The 15,941-nt window shown below is 63.3% G+C and carries 16 protein-coding genes; 13 read left to right on the top strand and 3 right to left on the bottom strand.

Translation table 11 applies throughout. The annotated features are described in order from the left end of the window. Positions 1 to 6 precede the first annotated feature (6 nt). From JLK41_RS16370 to flgA, 3 genes are all read right to left on the bottom strand, one after another. Positions 7 to 474 carry a flagella synthesis protein FlgN gene (locus tag JLK41_RS16370; RefSeq protein ID WP_210389372.1) on the bottom strand — a complete coding sequence of 156 codons (468 nt, stop codon included), beginning with the start codon at positions 472 to 474 and terminating at the stop codon, positions 7 to 9. Between the two features lie 50 nt (positions 475 to 524). Further along, complete coding sequence (gene flgM, locus JLK41_RS16365; RefSeq protein WP_037050337.1) at positions 525 to 860, bottom strand: flagellar biosynthesis anti-sigma factor FlgM; 336 nt, start codon at positions 858 to 860, stop codon at positions 525 to 527. A gap of 135 nt (positions 861 to 995) precedes the next feature. After that, on the bottom strand, positions 996 to 1,754 hold the full coding sequence (gene flgA, locus JLK41_RS16360) for a flagellar basal body P-ring formation chaperone FlgA (protein ID WP_150605695.1): 759 nt from the start codon (positions 1,752 to 1,754) through the stop codon (positions 996 to 998). 77 nt (positions 1,755 to 1,831) lie between these two features. Here flgA and JLK41_RS16355 point away from each other — a divergent pair, with 77 nt between their 5' ends. The 13 genes from JLK41_RS16355 (at position 1,832) to JLK41_RS16295 (ending at position 15,781) form a co-directional block, all read left to right on the top strand. Next, the gene (locus JLK41_RS16355; protein WP_037050343.1) at positions 1,832 to 2,764 is read left to right on the top strand and encodes a chemotaxis protein CheV; all 933 of its coding nucleotides are present in this window, start codon (positions 1,832 to 1,834) and stop codon (positions 2,762 to 2,764) included. Between the two features lie 44 nt (positions 2,765 to 2,808). Continuing rightward, complete coding sequence (gene cheR, locus JLK41_RS16350; protein WP_037050345.1) at positions 2,809 to 3,636, top strand: protein-glutamate O-methyltransferase CheR; 828 nt, start codon at positions 2,809 to 2,811, stop codon at positions 3,634 to 3,636. Between the two features lie 275 nt (positions 3,637 to 3,911). Next, positions 3,912 to 4,319 (top strand): flagellar basal body rod protein FlgB, encoded by a 408-nt coding sequence (gene flgB, locus JLK41_RS16345; protein ID WP_210389371.1) that lies wholly within the window; start codon positions 3,912 to 3,914, stop codon positions 4,317 to 4,319. A gap of 11 nt (positions 4,320 to 4,330) precedes the next feature. Beyond that, positions 4,331 to 4,774, top strand: coding sequence for a flagellar basal body rod protein FlgC (gene flgC, locus JLK41_RS16340; protein WP_037050350.1), 444 nt, complete (start codon positions 4,331 to 4,333; stop codon positions 4,772 to 4,774). Positions 4,775 to 4,795: 21 nt separating this feature from the next. Further along, positions 4,796 to 5,461 carry a flagellar hook assembly protein FlgD gene (gene flgD / locus JLK41_RS16335; protein WP_047590607.1) on the top strand — a complete coding sequence of 222 codons (666 nt, stop codon included), beginning with the start codon at positions 4,796 to 4,798 and terminating at the stop codon, positions 5,459 to 5,461. A 36-nt stretch (positions 5,462 to 5,497) separates the two neighbouring features. Further along, entirely contained in the window at positions 5,498 to 6,868 is a 1,371-nt protein-coding gene (gene flgE / locus JLK41_RS16330) for a flagellar hook protein FlgE (protein ID WP_047590604.1), read from the top strand. 212 nt (positions 6,869 to 7,080) lie between these two features. Beyond that, positions 7,081 to 7,821, top strand: a complete 741-nt coding sequence (locus JLK41_RS16325; protein ID WP_037050356.1) for a flagellar basal body rod protein FlgF — start codon at positions 7,081 to 7,083, stop codon at positions 7,819 to 7,821. A 46-nt stretch (positions 7,822 to 7,867) separates the two neighbouring features. Further along, positions 7,868 to 8,653 (top strand): flagellar basal-body rod protein FlgG, encoded by a 786-nt coding sequence (flgG, locus tag JLK41_RS16320; RefSeq protein ID WP_047590601.1) that lies wholly within the window; start codon positions 7,868 to 7,870, stop codon positions 8,651 to 8,653. A 40-nt stretch (positions 8,654 to 8,693) separates the two neighbouring features. Continuing rightward, entirely contained in the window at positions 8,694 to 9,416 is a 723-nt protein-coding gene (gene flgH / locus JLK41_RS16315) for a flagellar basal body L-ring protein FlgH (protein WP_037050361.1), read from the top strand. 286 nt (positions 9,417 to 9,702) lie between these two features. Further along, positions 9,703 to 10,770: a flagellar basal body P-ring protein FlgI gene (locus tag JLK41_RS16310; protein WP_244976526.1), complete on the top strand. Its 1,068-nt coding sequence runs from the start codon at positions 9,703 to 9,705 to the stop codon at positions 10,768 to 10,770. Positions 10,771 to 10,784: 14 nt separating this feature from the next. Next, a complete protein-coding gene (gene flgJ, locus JLK41_RS16305; protein ID WP_210389369.1) occupies positions 10,785 to 11,969 on the top strand; it encodes a flagellar assembly peptidoglycan hydrolase FlgJ in 1,185 nt (394 codons plus the stop codon). Between the two features lie 9 nt (positions 11,970 to 11,978). Further along, on the top strand, positions 11,979 to 14,024 hold the full coding sequence (flgK, locus tag JLK41_RS16300; RefSeq protein ID WP_037050366.1) for a flagellar hook-associated protein FlgK: 2,046 nt from the start codon (positions 11,979 to 11,981) through the stop codon (positions 14,022 to 14,024). Between the two features lie 68 nt (positions 14,025 to 14,092). Continuing rightward, the gene (locus tag JLK41_RS16295; protein WP_037050368.1) at positions 14,093 to 15,781 is read left to right on the top strand and encodes a flagellar hook-associated protein 3; all 1,689 of its coding nucleotides are present in this window, start codon (positions 14,093 to 14,095) and stop codon (positions 15,779 to 15,781) included. Positions 15,782 to 15,941: the final 160 nt, after the last annotated feature.

Raw genomic sequence — 15,941 nt, 5'->3', positions numbered from 1 at the left:
ATTCGCTCAAGCCTGGCTGAGCGGTCTCTGCTGCGCGATTTTAGCGGCACTGCCTCGGCTGTCATAGAGCCCGGGCGTTTCCCCGCCACGCAGAATGCCGAGGATGTTGCCGACCGACGCCTGGTTGGCGCGGATCAGTCGGCCGTTGCGCGTGTTGCCATCCTGGCAGCGTTGCAGCAGCTTGGACAGCTCTTCGCTGCGCGCCAGCAACTGATCACCAACGGCGGACTGGGCGGCCAGCGTGGCGAGCCCCTGGCGGTCCGCGCTCAGGTTGGCGCTCAGCAGCAGGCGACTGCGCTCGTTGCCGTGCTGCTGGAGGAGTGCGAGAAGCGGTTGCTTGTCACCGAGCAGGTGGTCGAGGCGGGTGAGATCGCGGTCGGTCAGGGCCTGGAATTCGTTATCGATCAGCTCAAGCAACTGCTCGGCCGTGCCGATATCGTGGGAGAACAGGTCTAGCAGGGCGGTGTCTTGCATGGCGGGCTCTTGGGGGTCGGGCGTCCAACACCCCCAGCGCAGCCCTGGGACTAGCGCTGGGATTCGAAGTCGAGCAGTTTCTGGGCGACGCGTTTGCTGTCGACCTGATAGCTGCCGTCAGCGATGGCCTGTTTCAGCTGGGCCACGCGCTCCTTGTTGACGATGGGCTGATCGCGCAGCTTCTCGCCGATTGCTTGCAGCTGCTGAGCCTCGCGACTCAGTTGCACGGGTTCGCCGCTCTTGGCGTCGGTTTGTCCATCGCTACCGGTGACAGGCGCTTTGCTCGGCTGTGCCGATTCACTGCGATTGCCAGCCTGAGTCGCGCCGGTACGTCCCGTGGTAGCGGACGTATTGGCATTATTCAGCCGGTTGAAATCGATGACCATGATGCAGAACCTCGGACGATATGGTGGACGCTTGCCATGCTTTTCGGCCACTGCCGAGAAAACTTTAGGACTAATTTCATCGCGTCGTCGAACAGTGTAGGGAATCGCCTGACCTTTACGCTACAAGAAACGTGCCTACATGGCGACCTCGACCTGGCCCGGACCCACGACCCGGGCCCGGATGACCCGCTGCGAGCGCAGGTTGCGGATGTTGATCTGTTCGCCAGGAGCCCCGTCCGTCAGGGCCTCGCCGGGCATGCGCACGCTGAAATTGGCGCCGACGGCGTTGATCACGACCTGGTCGCCGCGACGAATCACTTCCGCCGCCTCCAGGTGGCTGGGCGCAATGACCTGATTGGCATTGAGCTGGCGCGTCAATTTCTTGCCGACGACCTGTGCCGGGTCCGTCAGGTAGCCCTGCGAAAGCTGGCCGATATCGCGCTCGGCCATGCTCAGGTCGGAAGCCTTGACTATGCTTAGGCGCTTGAGGGGGCGGGTGAGTACGGCGACATGGCGGTACAGACGCACTTCGGCGGGAACGAATACGGTCCAGGGAGCGCTGCCGTCGCAGCGCACACGGGTGGTGACCCGGCCCAGAGGCTGTGCCGGGCTCTCGAGCGTGGTCGTCAGCGGGACGTCGCACAGTGCCAGGCGCAGGCGAGGATCGAGGCGATTCACACGAATCTCATGGCGGCCGTGGATTTCGCTACGCTGTAGATAATTGGTGACCGCTTCCTCAAGAAAGGTCTCGGTGGCGCCGATAAGTTGTTCAGCACTGGTAAAGCTGGCCGCCGCCGTAGCGCTATAGCCGAGCATCGGCAAAGCGAGTACAACAGGCAAAAGAGTAAGGCACTTTGCCAGTAGCTGACGGAATGATGACGTTGTCTGCTTCATGAGCAATGCAAAGCAAGCCCCGTGCCGCCTGCTAGGCTCAACGGGGAGAGCGTTACTAGACGAGAAGGAGTCCGGGCATGGCCGGGTTGATGGATTCGGTTAACCAGCGAACTCAGTTGGTGGGACAGAACCGCTTGGAGTTGTTGCTTTTTCGCCTGGAAGGCCCGCAGCTATACGGTATCAACGTATTCAAGGTGAAAGAGGTCCTGCAGTGTCCGAACCTCACCATCATGCCCAAGTCCAGCCCGGTGGTGCGCGGGGTGGCCAACATTCGTGGCGGCACCATCCCGATTCTCGATCTGTCGATCGCCACCGGCCGGGCGCCGCTGAGTGATCTGAAAACCAGTTTCGTGATCATCACCGAGTACAACACCAAGGTTCAGGGCTTTCTGGTGCGTTCGGTCGAGCGCATCGTCAACATGAACTGGGAAGAGATCCATCCACCACCCAAGGGCACTGGCCGCGACCATTACCTGACGGCGGTCACGCGGATGGATCAGCAGTTGGTGGAAATCATCGACGTCGAGAAGATCCTCGCCGAGGTCGCGCCCACGTCGGAAGCGATTTCCGCGGGCGTCATCGACGAACAGGTGCAGAGCCAGGCGGTGACCAAGCACGTCCTGATCGTCGATGACTCCTCCGTGGCGCGCAAGCAGGTTTCCCGCTGCCTGCAGACCGTGGGTGTCGAGGTCACTGCGCTGAACGATGGCCGTGAGGCACTCGACTACCTCAAGAAAATGGTGGACGAAGGCCGCAATCCCGATAAGGAACTGCTGATGCTGATTTCCGATATCGAGATGCCGGAAATGGACGGCTATACACTGACCACGGAGATTCGCAGCGACCCGCGCATGCAGAAGTTGCATATCCTCCTGCATACTTCGCTCTCGGGCGTGTTCAATCAGGCAATGGTGAAGAAGGTCGGCGCTGACGATTTCCTCGCCAAGTTCAAGCCGGATGATCTGGCGGCGCGCGTGGTCGATCGCATTCGTGTGTCGGATGAGGGCTAAGAGAACGTCTCTTGGCAAACATTATGGTTGGTGAGGCTGCATTAGTGTCTTCGGGTAATTTGGATTTCGAGCAGTTCCGGACTTTCCTGGAAAAGGCCTGCGGTATCCTGCTTGGCAGCAACAAGCAGTACCTGGTCTCCAGCCGTCTGAACAAGCTGATGGAACAGAACGGCATCAAGACCCTGGGTGAACTGGTGCAGCGCATGCAGAGCCAGCCCCGGGGCGGATTGCGTGAGCAGGTGGTCGATGCCATGACCACCAACGAAACCCTGTGGTTTCGTGACACCTATCCGTTCGAGGTGCTCAAGAGCCGGGTACTGCCTGAGCTGATCAAGGCCTACCCGTCGCAGCGGCTGCGCATCTGGTCGGCGGCCTGTTCGTCCGGCCAGGAGCCGTATTCGCTGTCGATGTCCATCGACGAGTTCGAGCGGACCAACCTGGGGCAACTCAAGGCCGGTGTGCAGATCGTGGCCACGGACCTGTCCCCGTCGATGCTGAGCAACTGCAAGTCCGGCGAGTACGACAGTCTGGCCATGGGCCGAGGGTTGTCGCAGGAACGCCTGCAGCGCTTCTTCGACCCCAGGGGGCCTGGACGCTGGCAGGTCAAGGCGCCGATCAAGAACCGGGTCGAGTTCCGTCCGCTCAACCTGCTGGACAGCTACGCCGCGCTGGGCAAGTTCGACATCGTGTTCTGCCGCAACGTGCTGATCTACTTCTCGGCGGAGGTGAAGAAGGACATCCTCACGCGCATCCATGCGACCCTGAAGCCCGGTGGCTACCTGTTCCTCGGGGCGTCCGAGGCGCTCAACGGCCTGCCGGACAAGTACCAGATGGTGCAGTGCAGCCCGGGGATCATCTACAAGGCCAAGTAGCCGCGACGCCGGTCGGGTATGTCAGCAACGGGAGGCCATGTGCCTCCCGTTGGCGTTTTCGGCACCCGCGCAGCGGCAATGTGCAGCGGCAACGCATGCCCGCATGGCATTGCCGCCTGGTTGCCCGTAGGCGGTAAAGCTTTGCCGCTTTGCCGCTTTCCTTTCCCTGATATTTGAATAACTCATTGATTTACAAGGGTTAAGCAAGTTGGCACAAGCTTTGCTGAATAGCTCGCAACGGTAACCAGATCGCCCCAGTGGCAAAGGTTCAGAGCATGAGCATCAATTTCGGCAAGGCACTCGGTATCCACGAACAGGCGCTCGCGTTCCGCGCTCAGCGCGCCGAGGTGCTGTCCAACAACATCGCCAACGCCGACACGCCGAACTACAAGGCGCGCGACCTGGACTTCGCCAGCGTGCTCGCCGAGCAGAATGCCAAGCAGCAGCGCGGCAATGTCAGCCTGGCGCGCACCGATGGCCGTCATATCGCGGCTGACGGCGTGGCCACCGGCGAGGCCGAGCCGCCTTACCGCACGCCGTTCCATGCCTCTCTGGACCAGAACACCGTCGACCTGCAGATCGAGCAATCGAACTACGCGGAAAACTCGGTGCAGTTTCAGGCCAGCTTCACCTTCCTCAACAGCAAGTTCAAAGGGCTGACCGCGGCCCTGCGCGGCGAATAAGGAGCGCGACCATGTCTCTTGCCAGTGTCTTCAATATCGCCGGAACCGGTATGAGCGCCCAGAGCACTCGCCTGAACACCATTTCCAGCAACATCGCCAACGCCGAGACCGTCTCCTCGAGCATCGATCAGACCTATCGGGCCCGCCATCCGGTATTCGCCACGGTGTTCCAGCAGGCGCAGGACGGGGATCGCGGCTCGCTGTTCGCCGAACAGGACGACGCTGGCCGTGGTGTTCAGGTGCTCGGTGTGATCGAGGACCAGAGCAGCCTGATGCCGCGTTACGAGCCGGACCATCCGATGGCCAATGCCGATGGTTACGTCTACTACCCGAACGTCAATGTGGTCGAGGAGATGGCTGACATGATTTCCGCCAGTCGCGCCTTCCAGACCAACGTGGAAATGATGAATACCGCCAAGCAGATGCTGCAGCGTGTGCTGACCCTCGGTCAGTAACGTATTTGAAGGGGACTAGGGATGAGCACAGTAAGCGGCACGAGTTCGGTACTCGACCAGTATCAGATCAAGCAGGACACCACGCAGAACAAGGAGCTCGGCAAGAACGAGTTCCTCAACCTGCTGGTGGCCCAGTTGAACAACCAGAACCCGCTGGAGCCGCAGGGCAACGGCGAGTTCATCGCCCAGCTGGCGCAGTTCAGCCAGGTGGAAGGTATCGAGAAGCTCAACACCAGCATGGAGTCGCTGCTCTCCGGCTACCAGTCGTCGCAGGCGCTGCAGGCCTCCTCGCTGGTCGGGCGCAAGGTGATCGTCCCCAGCGAGAAGGCGGTCGTCGATACCAGCGAGAGCTTCAAGGCGACCACCGTTCTGCCGGTCAGCAGCAGCAACGTCTACGTCAACGTCTACGACAACGCCGGTTCACTGGTGTCACGCGTCAACCTCGGCGAGCAGGCTGCCGGCAACGTCAGCTTTATCTGGGATGGGAAGAATGCCGACGGCGAAACGATGCCGCCAGGTACCTACAAGTTCGAGGCTCAGGCTACTTATGGCGACGAGACCAAAGGGCTTTACACCATGCTGCCGGCCAACGTTGACAGCGTCACCTTGGGCGGTGGCGAGCTGATGTTGAATCTGGCCGGTCTGGGCAGCGTTCCGCTTTCGCAAGTGCAGGTCATCGGCCAGTAATTATTGCCGCCGGCAGTTCCGGCAAAGGAGTCTTCCATGTCTTTCAATATCGGTCTCAGCGGTCTGCGGGCGGCAACCAGCGACCTCAACGTCACGGGCAACAACATCGCCAACGCCGGCACCGCGGGTTTCAAGCAGTCTCGCGCGGAGTTCGCCGATCTCTACGCCTCGTCGGTGCTCGGCACCGGCAAGAACCCGCAGGGCAGCGGTGTGCTGCTGGCCGACGTGGCGCAGTTGTTCAACCAGGGCAACATCAACTACACGCAGAACGCGCTGGACATGGCCATCAGCGGTAACGGCTTCTTCGTCACCAGCAACAACGGCGACATCAGCTATACCCGTGCGGGATACTTCGGTACGGACCGTGACGGCTACATCGTCAACAACTTCGGTTACCGCCTGCAGGGCTATGGCGCGGACGAGAACGGCAACATCCTGCCGGTGCGCACCGACCTGCGCGTCAACGCCGGGCAGCAGGAGCCGAAGGCGACCACCTCGGTCACCCAGACGATCAACCTGAACTCCAACGCCGTGCGTCCGGTCAACGCCGGGACCATGGCGGCGCCGACCTTCGACCCGAGCGATTCGCAGTCCTTCAACTGGTCGACCTCCACCAACATCTACGACGCCCAGGGCAACGCCCACGTCATGAGCCAGTACTTCGTCAAGAACGAGGCGCCGGCCAACAATGGCTGGGTCATGCACGTGCTGATCGACGGTGTGAACCCGCGCGACCCGAGCAGCACCCAGCCCTTCAGCTATGCGGTGAACTACGATGCCGCCGGGCAGCTGATGACCCCGGCATTGACACCGCTGGCCGGCACACCGGCGAATCCGGCCCTGGATGCGCCGGCGATTCCGGCGGGCACGCCGAACGGCATCTTCGCCCTGGCCGATACCGACTGGACGCCGGCGGAAGAGGACCCGGCCAACCCGGGCACGATGGTCGCCAACGGGGCCGACAGCGAGGCGTTTACCTTCGACATGCGTGGTTCGACCCAGTACGCCGCGTCGTTCGGGGTCAATGCCGTCAGCCAGGATGGCTATACCACGGGTCAGCTCGCCGGGCTCGAAGTCGACGATACCGGCGTGATCTTCGCCCGCTACACCAACGGTCAGTCGAAGGTGCAGGGGCAGGTGCTGCTGGCCAACTTCGCCAACGTCCAGGGGCTGACGCCGGTGGGCAAGACGGCCTGGGTGCAGTCCTTCGAGTCGGGCGAGCCGGTGATCGGTACTCCGCGCAGCAGTACCCTCGGGGCTCTGGAGGCGGGGGCGCTGGAGGATTCCAACGTCGAGCTGTCGGACCAGCTGGTGAACCTCATCGTGGCGCAGCGCAACTACCAGGCGAACGCCAAGACCATCGAGACCGAGAGCGCCATCACCCAGACCATCATCAACCTGCGTTGATGGCGCTGACCTGAGATGAAGCGGCAAGCCTGGCTTGCCGCTTTGCCGTTCTGGAACCGGCAAAACCTCGCCGCCGCATGTCTTTCGGCGCTCTCTTCTTCTAGATAAATCCTTTTAAATCAGTATCTTGTAGTTGATTTATTCGTTTGGCACGGCGCTTGCTGTAAAGCATGCAAAGAGCCAAGGGCACGTCGCCCACTCGGAGAATCACCATGGACAAGATGCTGTACGTCTCCATGACCGGAGCGCAGAACAACACCCTGGGTCTGCGCGCCCATGCCAACAACCTGGCCAACGTGTCCACCTCGGGTTTCCGTCGTGATTTCGAGCAGGCGCGTTCGATGCCGCTGTTCGGCGACACCTATCCGGCGCGCGTGTTCGCGATGAGCGAGCGCCCGGCGACCGATTTCCGCCCGGGTTCGCTGCAGGAGACCGGGCGCGACCTCGATGTCGCCATCGGTGGCAAGGGTTGGGTCGCCGTGCAGGCCCCGGATGGCAGCGAGGCCTACGTCCGTACCGCCAGTCTGAATATCGATGCCCTCGGTGTGCTGCGCACCGGCAACGGCTTGCCGGTGATGGGCAATGCCGGGCCGATTGCCGTGCCGCCGGAGCAGAAGGTGGAGATCGGCCAGGACGGCACCATCAGCATTCGTGCCCTTGGCGAAAACCCCAACGTGCTGGCCGAGGTCGACCGCATCAAGCTGGTCAATCCCGATCCGAAGAGCCTGGAGAAGGGCACCGACGGTCTGATCCGCGTCAAGGGCCAGCCCGAAGTAGAGGCCGATGCCACGGTGCAGCTCACCTCCGGCTTCCTCGAGGCGAGCAACGTCAATGCCGTCGAAGAAATGACGGCGATCCTGTCCCTGTCCCGTCAGTTCGAGCTGTCGGTGAAGATGATGCGTACCGCCGAAGACAATGCCTCGGCCATGGCGCGGGTTTTGCAGATTAGCTAATTACCAGTACGCGGCGCCGTAAAACCGGCGTCCGAGGAGAAACGATATGCTTCCGGCACTTTGGGTCAGCAAGACCGGTCTGTCCGCCCAGGACATGAACCTGACCACCATTTCCAACAACCTGGCCAACGTCGCGACCACTGGCTTCAAGCGCGATCGGGCCGAGTTCGAGGATCTGCTGTATCAGATTCGTCGTCAGCCGGGTGGCCAGTCCAGCCAGGACAGCGAACTGCCGTCCGGCCTGCAGCTCGGCACTGGTGTGCGGGTGGTCGGTACGCAGAAGATCTTCACCGCCGGTAGCCTGCAGACCACCGAGCAGCCGCTGGACCTGGCCGTGAATGGCCGTGGTTTCTTCCAGATCCTGCAGCCCGATGGCACTGTCTCCTACACCCGCGATGGCAGCTTTCACCTGAACTCCGATGGCCAGATCGTCACTTCTCAGGGCTTTGCCCTGGAGCCGGCCATCGTGCTGCCCAACGAAGTGCGCACCTTCACCGTCGGCGAGGATGGCACCGTGTCGGTCACCACGGCCGGCAATGCGCAGCAGCAGATCATCGGCAACATCCAGTTGGCTGACTTCGTCAACCCGGCGGGTCTCGAAGCCATCGGCAACAACCTGTTCCTGGAGACCGGTTCCAGCGGCGCGCCGCAGGTCGGCAACCCTGGCCTGAACGGTCTGGGCACCACCCTGCAGAACACCCTGGAAAACTCCAACGTCAGCGTGGTGGAAGAGCTGGTGAACATGATCACCACCCAGCGCGCCTACGAAATGAACTCCAAGGTGATTTCCACCGCCGATCAGATGCTGTCCTTCGTGACGCAGAACCTCTGATCAATCCTGATTCTGTTGTGAACGCCGCGAGGTAGTGGTTATGAACCGGCAAATACTCTGTTTCCCCCTGTTGGCTGGCCTGCTGCTCGGCAGCGGCTGCGTGGCGCCGACAGCCAAGCCGGATGATCCCTACTACGCGCCGGTACTGCCGCGCACGCCGTTGCCGGCGGCACAGAACAACGGTTCGATCTACCAGGCAGGATTCGAGAACGGCCTGTATGACGACCGCAAGGCGTTCCGCGTCGGCGACATCATCACCATCACCCTCAACGAGCGGACGCAGGCCAGCAAGAATGCCAACAGCTCGCTGCAGAAGGACAGCAGCGGCACCCTGGGCGTGCCCAATCTGTTCGGCATGGCGGTAGCGCCGAAGAATCCGCTGAGCGGCCTCAGCGCCCTCGGCATGACCAACGACAAGCTGAGCCTGGATTCGAGCTGGGATTCGCAGCGCGCCAACACCGGCTCCGGCCAGGCAGGGCAGAGCAACAGCCTGTCCGGCTCGATCACCGTGACCGTCGCCGAAGTGCTGCCCAACGGCATCCTCGCCGTACGCGGCGAGAAGTGGATGACCCTCAATACCGGTGATGAACTGGTGCGCATCTCCGGTCTGGTTCGCGCCGATGACATCGCCACCGACAACACCGTCGCCTCGACGCGGGTGGCGGATGCGCGCATCACCTATTCCGGCACCGGGGCCTTCGCCGACGCCAGTCAGCCTGGCTGGTTGAGCCGTTTCTTCATGAGCCCGCTGTGGCCGTTCTGACCCTGAGGGCGCGCAAATGAAAACCTGGTTGCCTCATCCTTCGTTCCTGGCGCTGAGCCGCCTGGCCCACTGGTATGCGCGATTCAGCGCTAGCGGTTCTGCGCGCAAGGCCTTCGCGGTCGACGCAGCGCGCAAGCCGGGCGGGCGCGTCCAGCCCAGCAGGGCCTCCAGCCGGCACGAGGCCGTCGCGGGCGGAGCCTGCCGCCGTCAGTTCGCCGTGGCCCATCGCGGCTACCGTCATCGCGGTGCCAACGACTGGCTGCTTCTGGCCACTCTGCTCGGCTGCATGCTGCTGAGCCTGCCGACCCAGGCCGAACGCCTGAAGGACCTGGCCTCGATCCAGGGCGTGCGCAGCAACCAGCTGATCGGCTACGGCCTGGTGGTGGGGCTCAACGGCAGTGGTGACCAGACCACCCAGACCCCGTTCACCGTGCAGACCTTCAACAACATGCTGGCGCAGTTCGGCATCAAGGTGCCGGCCGGCGGCAACGTGCAGCTGAAGAACGTCGCTGCCGTGTCGGTGCATGCCGACCTGCCGCCGTTCGCCAAGCCGGGCCAGGTCATCGACATCACCATCTCGTCGATCGGCAACGCCAAGAGCCTGCGCGGCGGCAGCCTGCTGATGACCCCGCTCAAGGGCATCGACGGCAACGTCTATGCCATCGCTCAGGGCAACCTGGTGGTCGGCGGTTTCGATGCCAGCGGCGCCGATGGCTCGCGCATCACCGTCAACGTGCCGTCCGCCGGCCGCATCCCTGGCGGCGCCACCGTGGAACGCCCGGTGCCGAGCGGTTTCGATCAGGGCAACTACCTGACCCTGAACCTCAATCGCCCCGACTTCACCACGGCGAAGAACATCGTCGACCATGTCAACAACCTGCTGGGCCCGGGAGTGGCACAGGCCATCGACGGCGGCTCGATCCGGGTCAGCGCGCCGCTCGACCCCAATCAGCGCGTCGACTACCTGTCGATTCTGGAGAATCTCGAGGTGGAGGCCGGGCAGGCCATCGCCAAGGTCATCATCAATTCGCGTACCGGCACCATCGTCATTGGTCAGAACGTCAAGGTTCAGCCGGCGGCCGTCACCCACGGCAGCCTGACGGTGACCATCACCGAAGACCCGATCGTCAGTCAGCCGGACGCGCTCTCGGGCGGCCAGACGGCGGTGGTGCCACGCTCGCGCGTGGGCGCCCAAGAGGAGGCCAAGCCGATGTTCAAGTTCGGTCCGGGTACCAGCCTCGACGAGATCGTGCGTGCGGTTAACCAGGTGGGCGCTGCGCCCTCCGATCTGATGGCCATCCTGGAGGCGCTCAAGCAAGCCGGCGCTCTGCAGGCCGACCTGATCGTGATCTGAGGAGGACTGCCGATATGGATTCTCGACTCTCGGCCGGCCTGCTCGGCAACGGCAAAAGCCCGATCGACAGCGGTGCCTTCACCGACCTGAACCGCCTGAACCAGTTCAAGGTCGGTGGCGACAGCGAGCAGAACATCCGCAAGGTCGCGCAGGAATTCGAGTCGCTGTTCATGAACGAAATGCTCAAGGCCATGCGTTCGGCCAACGCCGTGTTCGGCGAGGGCAACTTCATGAACAGCAACGAGAGCAAGACCTATCAGGACATGTACGACCAGCAGCTGGCGGTGACGCTCTCCAAGGAAGGGCGTGGTATCGGCCTGGCCGACGTGCTGGTACGGCAGATGTCGAAGATCAAGCAGCCGTCGAGCCGCCCCAATCCGTTCGCCCAGGTCGAACAGCCGGTGGCGGCGACGACTGACAAAGCGGCAGACAAGGTGGCCAGCGCCGAAGGTTTCCGTGATGACGTGGCGCTGCTCAATCGCCGTCGCCTGGCCGTGCCCGGAAAACTGGCGGACCGCCTGCTGGCAGGCATCGTGCCGTCTGCCGCGGAGGGGGAGGGCAAGACCCTGTCCGGCAACGACTGGATTCCGGCGCAGAGCAGCGCCGCGCCCCGGGACAAGGCCCTGAGCCTGGGCAACAGCGACGCCCTGACCGGCCGCCGTATTGCCCAGCCCCCGCTGGCGCCGGGCAAGGCGGCATTCAGTTCGCCGCAGGAGTTCGTCGCCACCATGCTGCCGATGGCCGAGGCCGCCGCCGAGAAGATCGGCGTGGACCCGCGCTACCTGGTGGCGCAGGCCGCGCTGGAAACCGGCTGGGGCAAATCCATCATTCGTACCGGCGATGGTCAGAGCAGCCACAACCTGTTCGGCATCAAGACCCACAACAGCTGGGATGGCGAGTCGGCGCGCGTGCTGACCACCGAGTATCAGGGCGGCAAGGCCGTGCATGAAACCGCCAACTTCCGTGCCTACGACTCCTATGCGCAGAGCTTCGACGACTACGTCAGCTTCCTGCAGAACAACGGGCGCTACGAGAAGGCCCTGAGCAGCACCGACAACCCGGAGCGCTTCGTCAAGGAACTGCAGCAGGCCGGTTATGCCACGGATCCGCAGTACGCCCGCAAGATCTCCCAGATCGCGCGCAAGATGCAGACCTATCAGGCAATCGCCGCTGCCGACAGCGCCACCACAAGGACCTGAGGTTGACTCATGGCTGACCTACTCAACATAGGCCTGTCCGGGCTGGCAGCGAACAAGACGTCGCTGTCGGTGACGGGGCACAACATCGTCAACGTCAACACGCCCGGTTTCTCCCGCCAGGAAACCGTGCAGGCCACCCGCACGCCGCAGTTCAGCGGGGCGGGGTACATCGGCTCGGGCACTACGCTGGTCGATGTGCGGCGCATCTACAACGAGTTCCTCAATACGCAGGTGCGCAGCAGCACGGCGTTGAACAGCGACACCCAGGCGTACCTGAGTCAGATCAACCAGCTCGACTCGTTGCTCGCAGGTAGCACCACCGGTGTCACGCCGGGCCTGCAGAAGCTGTTCGCCGCGTTGCAGACGGCCGCCGAGGACCCTGCCAACATTCCGGCGCGGCAGCTGGTGCTGTCCGAAGCCGAAGGCCTGGCCAAGCGCTTCAACACGATCTATGACCGGCTGAACGAGCAGAACGCCTTCATCAACAAACAGCTGTCCGCCGTGACCGATCAGGTCAATCAGCTGGCGACCTCGATCGCCGGTTACAACGACGCCATCGCCGTGGCGGCGTCCAACGGGCAGGCCCCGAATGACCTGCTCGACGCTCGTGAAGAAGCGGTGCGCAAGCTCTCCGAGTTCGTCGGCGTGACGGTGGTGCCGCAGGACGACAACACCTACAACCTGTTCATCGGCTCCGGCCAGCCGCTGGTGGTGGGCAGCAATGCCGCACGCCTGGAGGTGACGCCGGGGCAGAGCGACCCGTTGCGCAGTGAAATCCAGTTCGTCAGCGGCAACTCGCGGCAGAACGTCACCTCGCTGATCACCGGTGGCGAGATGGGCGGCCTGCTGCGCTATCGCCAGGATGTGCTGGACACCTCGCTGAACGCGGTCGGCCGCCTGGCGCTGTCGGTCACCGACCAGATCAACCGCCAGCTGGGCCAGGGCCTGGACCTCAACGGCGAGTTTGGCAACGAGCTGTTCAGGCCGCTCAACGATCCGCTGCTGCTGGCCCAGCGCAGCCTGGCCCGCGTCGGCAACAGCGACCCGACGGCCAATCTCAACGTCACCATCACCGATACCACGCAGCTGACCACCAGTGACTACGAGGTGCAGTTCACCAGCGCGACCGAGTACGTGGTGCGGCGTGTCTCCGATGGCACCCTGTTCCCGCCGACGCCGGCGACGTTCGATATCACCACCGTCCCGGCCCCGGAGGTCGATGGCTTCTCGCTCGGCGTGGCGGCGGGCACCTTCGCCGCGGGGGATCGCTTCTCCATCATGCCGACCCGCAATGCCGGCAGCCACATGCGTGCCGACATGAAGAACGCCGAAGAGCTGGCGTTCGCCTCGCCGCTCAAGGCCGAGACCAGCCCGGCCAACATCGGCACCGGCAAGATCACCCAGCCGAGCCTGCTCACCGAGATCGACATCTACGATCCGGTCGCACAGGCCGACCTGGAGACCAGTCTGCGCAATGCGCCGCCCCTGCGCATCGTGATGGGGGCGGGCGGTGGTGCGACCCAGAGCTACGATGTGGTCGACATCAACGGCAACGTGATCGACACCGGCAGCATCGTGCCGGGACAGAACAACACGGTCACCATCACCGTACCGGCCAACCCGCCGAACGTGCCCAGCACCTTCGATTACGAAGTCACCATCAGTGGCCGTCCCGAGGGCGGCGACAACTTCTCGGTGTCGTTCAACACCAATGGCGTGTCCGACAACCGCAACGCCCTGAAACTGACCGACCTGCAGAACAAGGCGGTGATCGGCATCAACCCGGCGGCGCCCGGCACGACCGGTGCAAGTTTCACCGACTCCTACGGTGACCTCGTCGAGCGTGTCGGTACCCTGACCAGCCAGGCGCGGGTCGACGGAGAGGCGACCGGTGCGATCCTCAAGCAGGCCACCGACAACCGCGATTCGGTCTCCGGGGTGAACCTCGACGAGGAGGCCGCCAAGCTGATCCAGTTCGAGCAGTACTACCAGGCGTCGGCGCAGATCATTCAAGTTGCGCGTAGCCTGTTCGATACCCTGATCAATACATTCTGATAGTCACCCTCCCGGCATCGAGAGGGTGTAGCCTGTTCAACTGACAGGCGTTGCAAGAGGCAAGCCCCATGGTCATGCGCATTTCATCCATCCAGGCGTTCAACAACGGCGTTTCCGGTCTGGGGCGCAACTATTCCAATGTGATCCGGACCCAGGAACAGATCAGCAGCGGCAACCGCATCCTCACGCCAGCGGACGATCCGGTGGCCTCGGTGCGCCTGCTGCAGCTGGAGCAGCAGCAGGCCGTGCTCAAGCAGTACAACGACAACCTGACGGCAGCGGAAAACAGCCTGGTGCAGGAAGAGACCACGCTCAACTCGGTCAACACCGTCATGCAGCGGGTGCGCGAACTGGCCGTGCGTGCCGGCGGCGGAAGCCTGTCGGCAGAGGATCGCCAGTCGATCGCCAAGGAGCTGGAGGAGCGCGAGGCCGAGTTGCTCAACCTGATGAACAGCCGCAACGCCCGTGGCGAATACCTGTTCAGCGGCAACCTGGGCAAGACCGAGCCGTTCGTCCGCAACCCGGACGGCACCTACTCCTACTTCGGTGACGAAGGCCAGCGCAGCCTGCAGGTCGCCAGCTCGACCAACGTGGCGATCAACGACAACGGCAAGCGTCTGTTCGAGAGCGTCACCAATGCCAACCGGGTGGCCAACACCGACGGTGTCAACAACCCGGCATTGCCGACGCCGCCGCTGCCGGCCACCAGCATTCCGGCGGTCCCCGCCGACGAGCAGCGCGTGTTCATCTCGCCGGGCCTGGTCGAGGACGACCGCGCTTTCAACTCCACCTTCCGCAGTGGCGAGCCCTATTCGCTGGCGTTCGTCAGCGGCAACGAATTCCGCATCTACGACGCTTCCGGGGCCGATGTCACGTCCGAGATTCCGGGCGGCGGCAAGATCGACCCGCTGGCCAACAGTGGCAACACGATCAACTTCCGTGGCATGCGCTTTCAGCTCGACGTGGTGCTGAAGGACGGCGACAACTCCATGGACCTGGACAACCTGCTGGCGGACATTCAGCCGCCGGCAACGGCGGGTACGCCGGGCATCGGTACCCACAGCTTCACCCTGCAGTCGGCCGAGACCGAGTTCGCCGTGACCCGTTCCTCGACCAACGCCTCGGGTGCGGTGGTCTCGGGCGGCACCATCGTCAATCAGGCGACCTTCGACGCGCAGTTTCCCACGGCCGGGGTGGTGGTGCGCTTCACCGATGCGACCAACTACGAGGTCTACGCCCAGCCGCTCGGGCCTGGCAGCCCGGTGCTGAGCACGGGTACCGCAGCGGGCCCCTATCCGTCGACCTTCAACGTCTATGGGGTCGACTTCAGCATTTCCGCCCCGGCCAACGCGGCGGGCGGCGATGAGTTCGGCGTGCAGCCGCAGTTCCAGGAGCAGCGCAGCATCCTCGACACCATTGCGCGCCTGCGCCAGACCCTGGAGTCCTCGCCGACCTCGCCGGCCGGCAACCTGGCGATCCGTGACGAGGTGGCCATTGCCCTGAAGAACCTCGACAACGGCATGGGCAACGTCGATGAGGTCCGCACCGAGATCGGTGCCCGGCGCAACCTGATCGAGACCACGCAGATCGACAACGAGGATGTCACCCTGGTGAACAAGTCCGTGCAGGCCGACCTGCGAGAGCTGGATTACGCCGAGGCGCTGTCGCGCCTGTCATTCCAGACCATCGTGCTCGAAGCCGCGCAGCAGAGCTACGTGAAGATTGCCGGTCTGAACCTGTTCAATCAGTTGCGTTAACTAGCCGCCTCCTCCCCAGTGCTGCTACGCTCCCGCCCCCTTTGGGCGGGACGGCCGTGGCGGTTCGCTTCACGTTTCCCCGTCATGTCTTGCTCTCCCCGTATCCTTCTGCAGTGCGGCATGCATTTTGCTCGAATGGTTCGTGGGAGTGGGGTAAGGT

This window comes from Ectopseudomonas khazarica (assembly GCF_017915135.1).
GTDB classification, from domain to species: Bacteria; Pseudomonadota; Gammaproteobacteria; order Pseudomonadales; family Pseudomonadaceae; genus Aquipseudomonas; species Aquipseudomonas khazarica.
Note: the sequence above shows the minus strand (reverse complement) of the source record. Positions and strands in the feature narration are given on the sequence as shown.

Coding starts and splice junctions, on each gene's coding strand:
- JLK41_RS16295 (WP_037050368.1), top strand. CDS start 14,093: ATGGTCATGCGCATTTCATCCATCCAGGCGTTCAACAACGGCGTTTCC.
- flgD (WP_047590607.1), top strand. CDS start 4,796: ATGAGCACAGTAAGCGGCACGAGTTCGGTACTCGACCAGTATCAGATC.
- JLK41_RS16325 (WP_037050356.1), top strand. CDS start 7,081: ATGGACAAGATGCTGTACGTCTCCATGACCGGAGCGCAGAACAACACC.
- flgB (WP_210389371.1), top strand. CDS start 3,912: ATGAGCATCAATTTCGGCAAGGCACTCGGTATCCACGAACAGGCGCTC.
- flgG (WP_047590601.1), top strand. CDS start 7,868: ATGCTTCCGGCACTTTGGGTCAGCAAGACCGGTCTGTCCGCCCAGGAC.
- flgK (WP_037050366.1), top strand. CDS start 11,979: ATGGCTGACCTACTCAACATAGGCCTGTCCGGGCTGGCAGCGAACAAG.
- JLK41_RS16370 (WP_210389372.1), bottom strand. CDS start 474: ATGCAAGACACCGCCCTGCTAGACCTGTTCTCCCACGATATCGGCACG.
- flgM (WP_037050337.1), bottom strand. CDS start 860: ATGGTCATCGATTTCAACCGGCTGAATAATGCCAATACGTCCGCTACC.
- flgA (WP_150605695.1), bottom strand. CDS start 1,754: ATGAAGCAGACAACGTCATCATTCCGTCAGCTACTGGCAAAGTGCCTT.
- JLK41_RS16310 (WP_244976526.1), top strand. CDS start 9,703: ATGCTGCTGAGCCTGCCGACCCAGGCCGAACGCCTGAAGGACCTGGCC.
- flgH (WP_037050361.1), top strand. CDS start 8,694: ATGAACCGGCAAATACTCTGTTTCCCCCTGTTGGCTGGCCTGCTGCTC.
- flgE (WP_047590604.1), top strand. CDS start 5,498: ATGTCTTTCAATATCGGTCTCAGCGGTCTGCGGGCGGCAACCAGCGAC.
- flgJ (WP_210389369.1), top strand. CDS start 10,785: ATGGATTCTCGACTCTCGGCCGGCCTGCTCGGCAACGGCAAAAGCCCG.
- flgC (WP_037050350.1), top strand. CDS start 4,331: ATGTCTCTTGCCAGTGTCTTCAATATCGCCGGAACCGGTATGAGCGCC.
- JLK41_RS16355 (WP_037050343.1), top strand. CDS start 1,832: ATGGCCGGGTTGATGGATTCGGTTAACCAGCGAACTCAGTTGGTGGGA.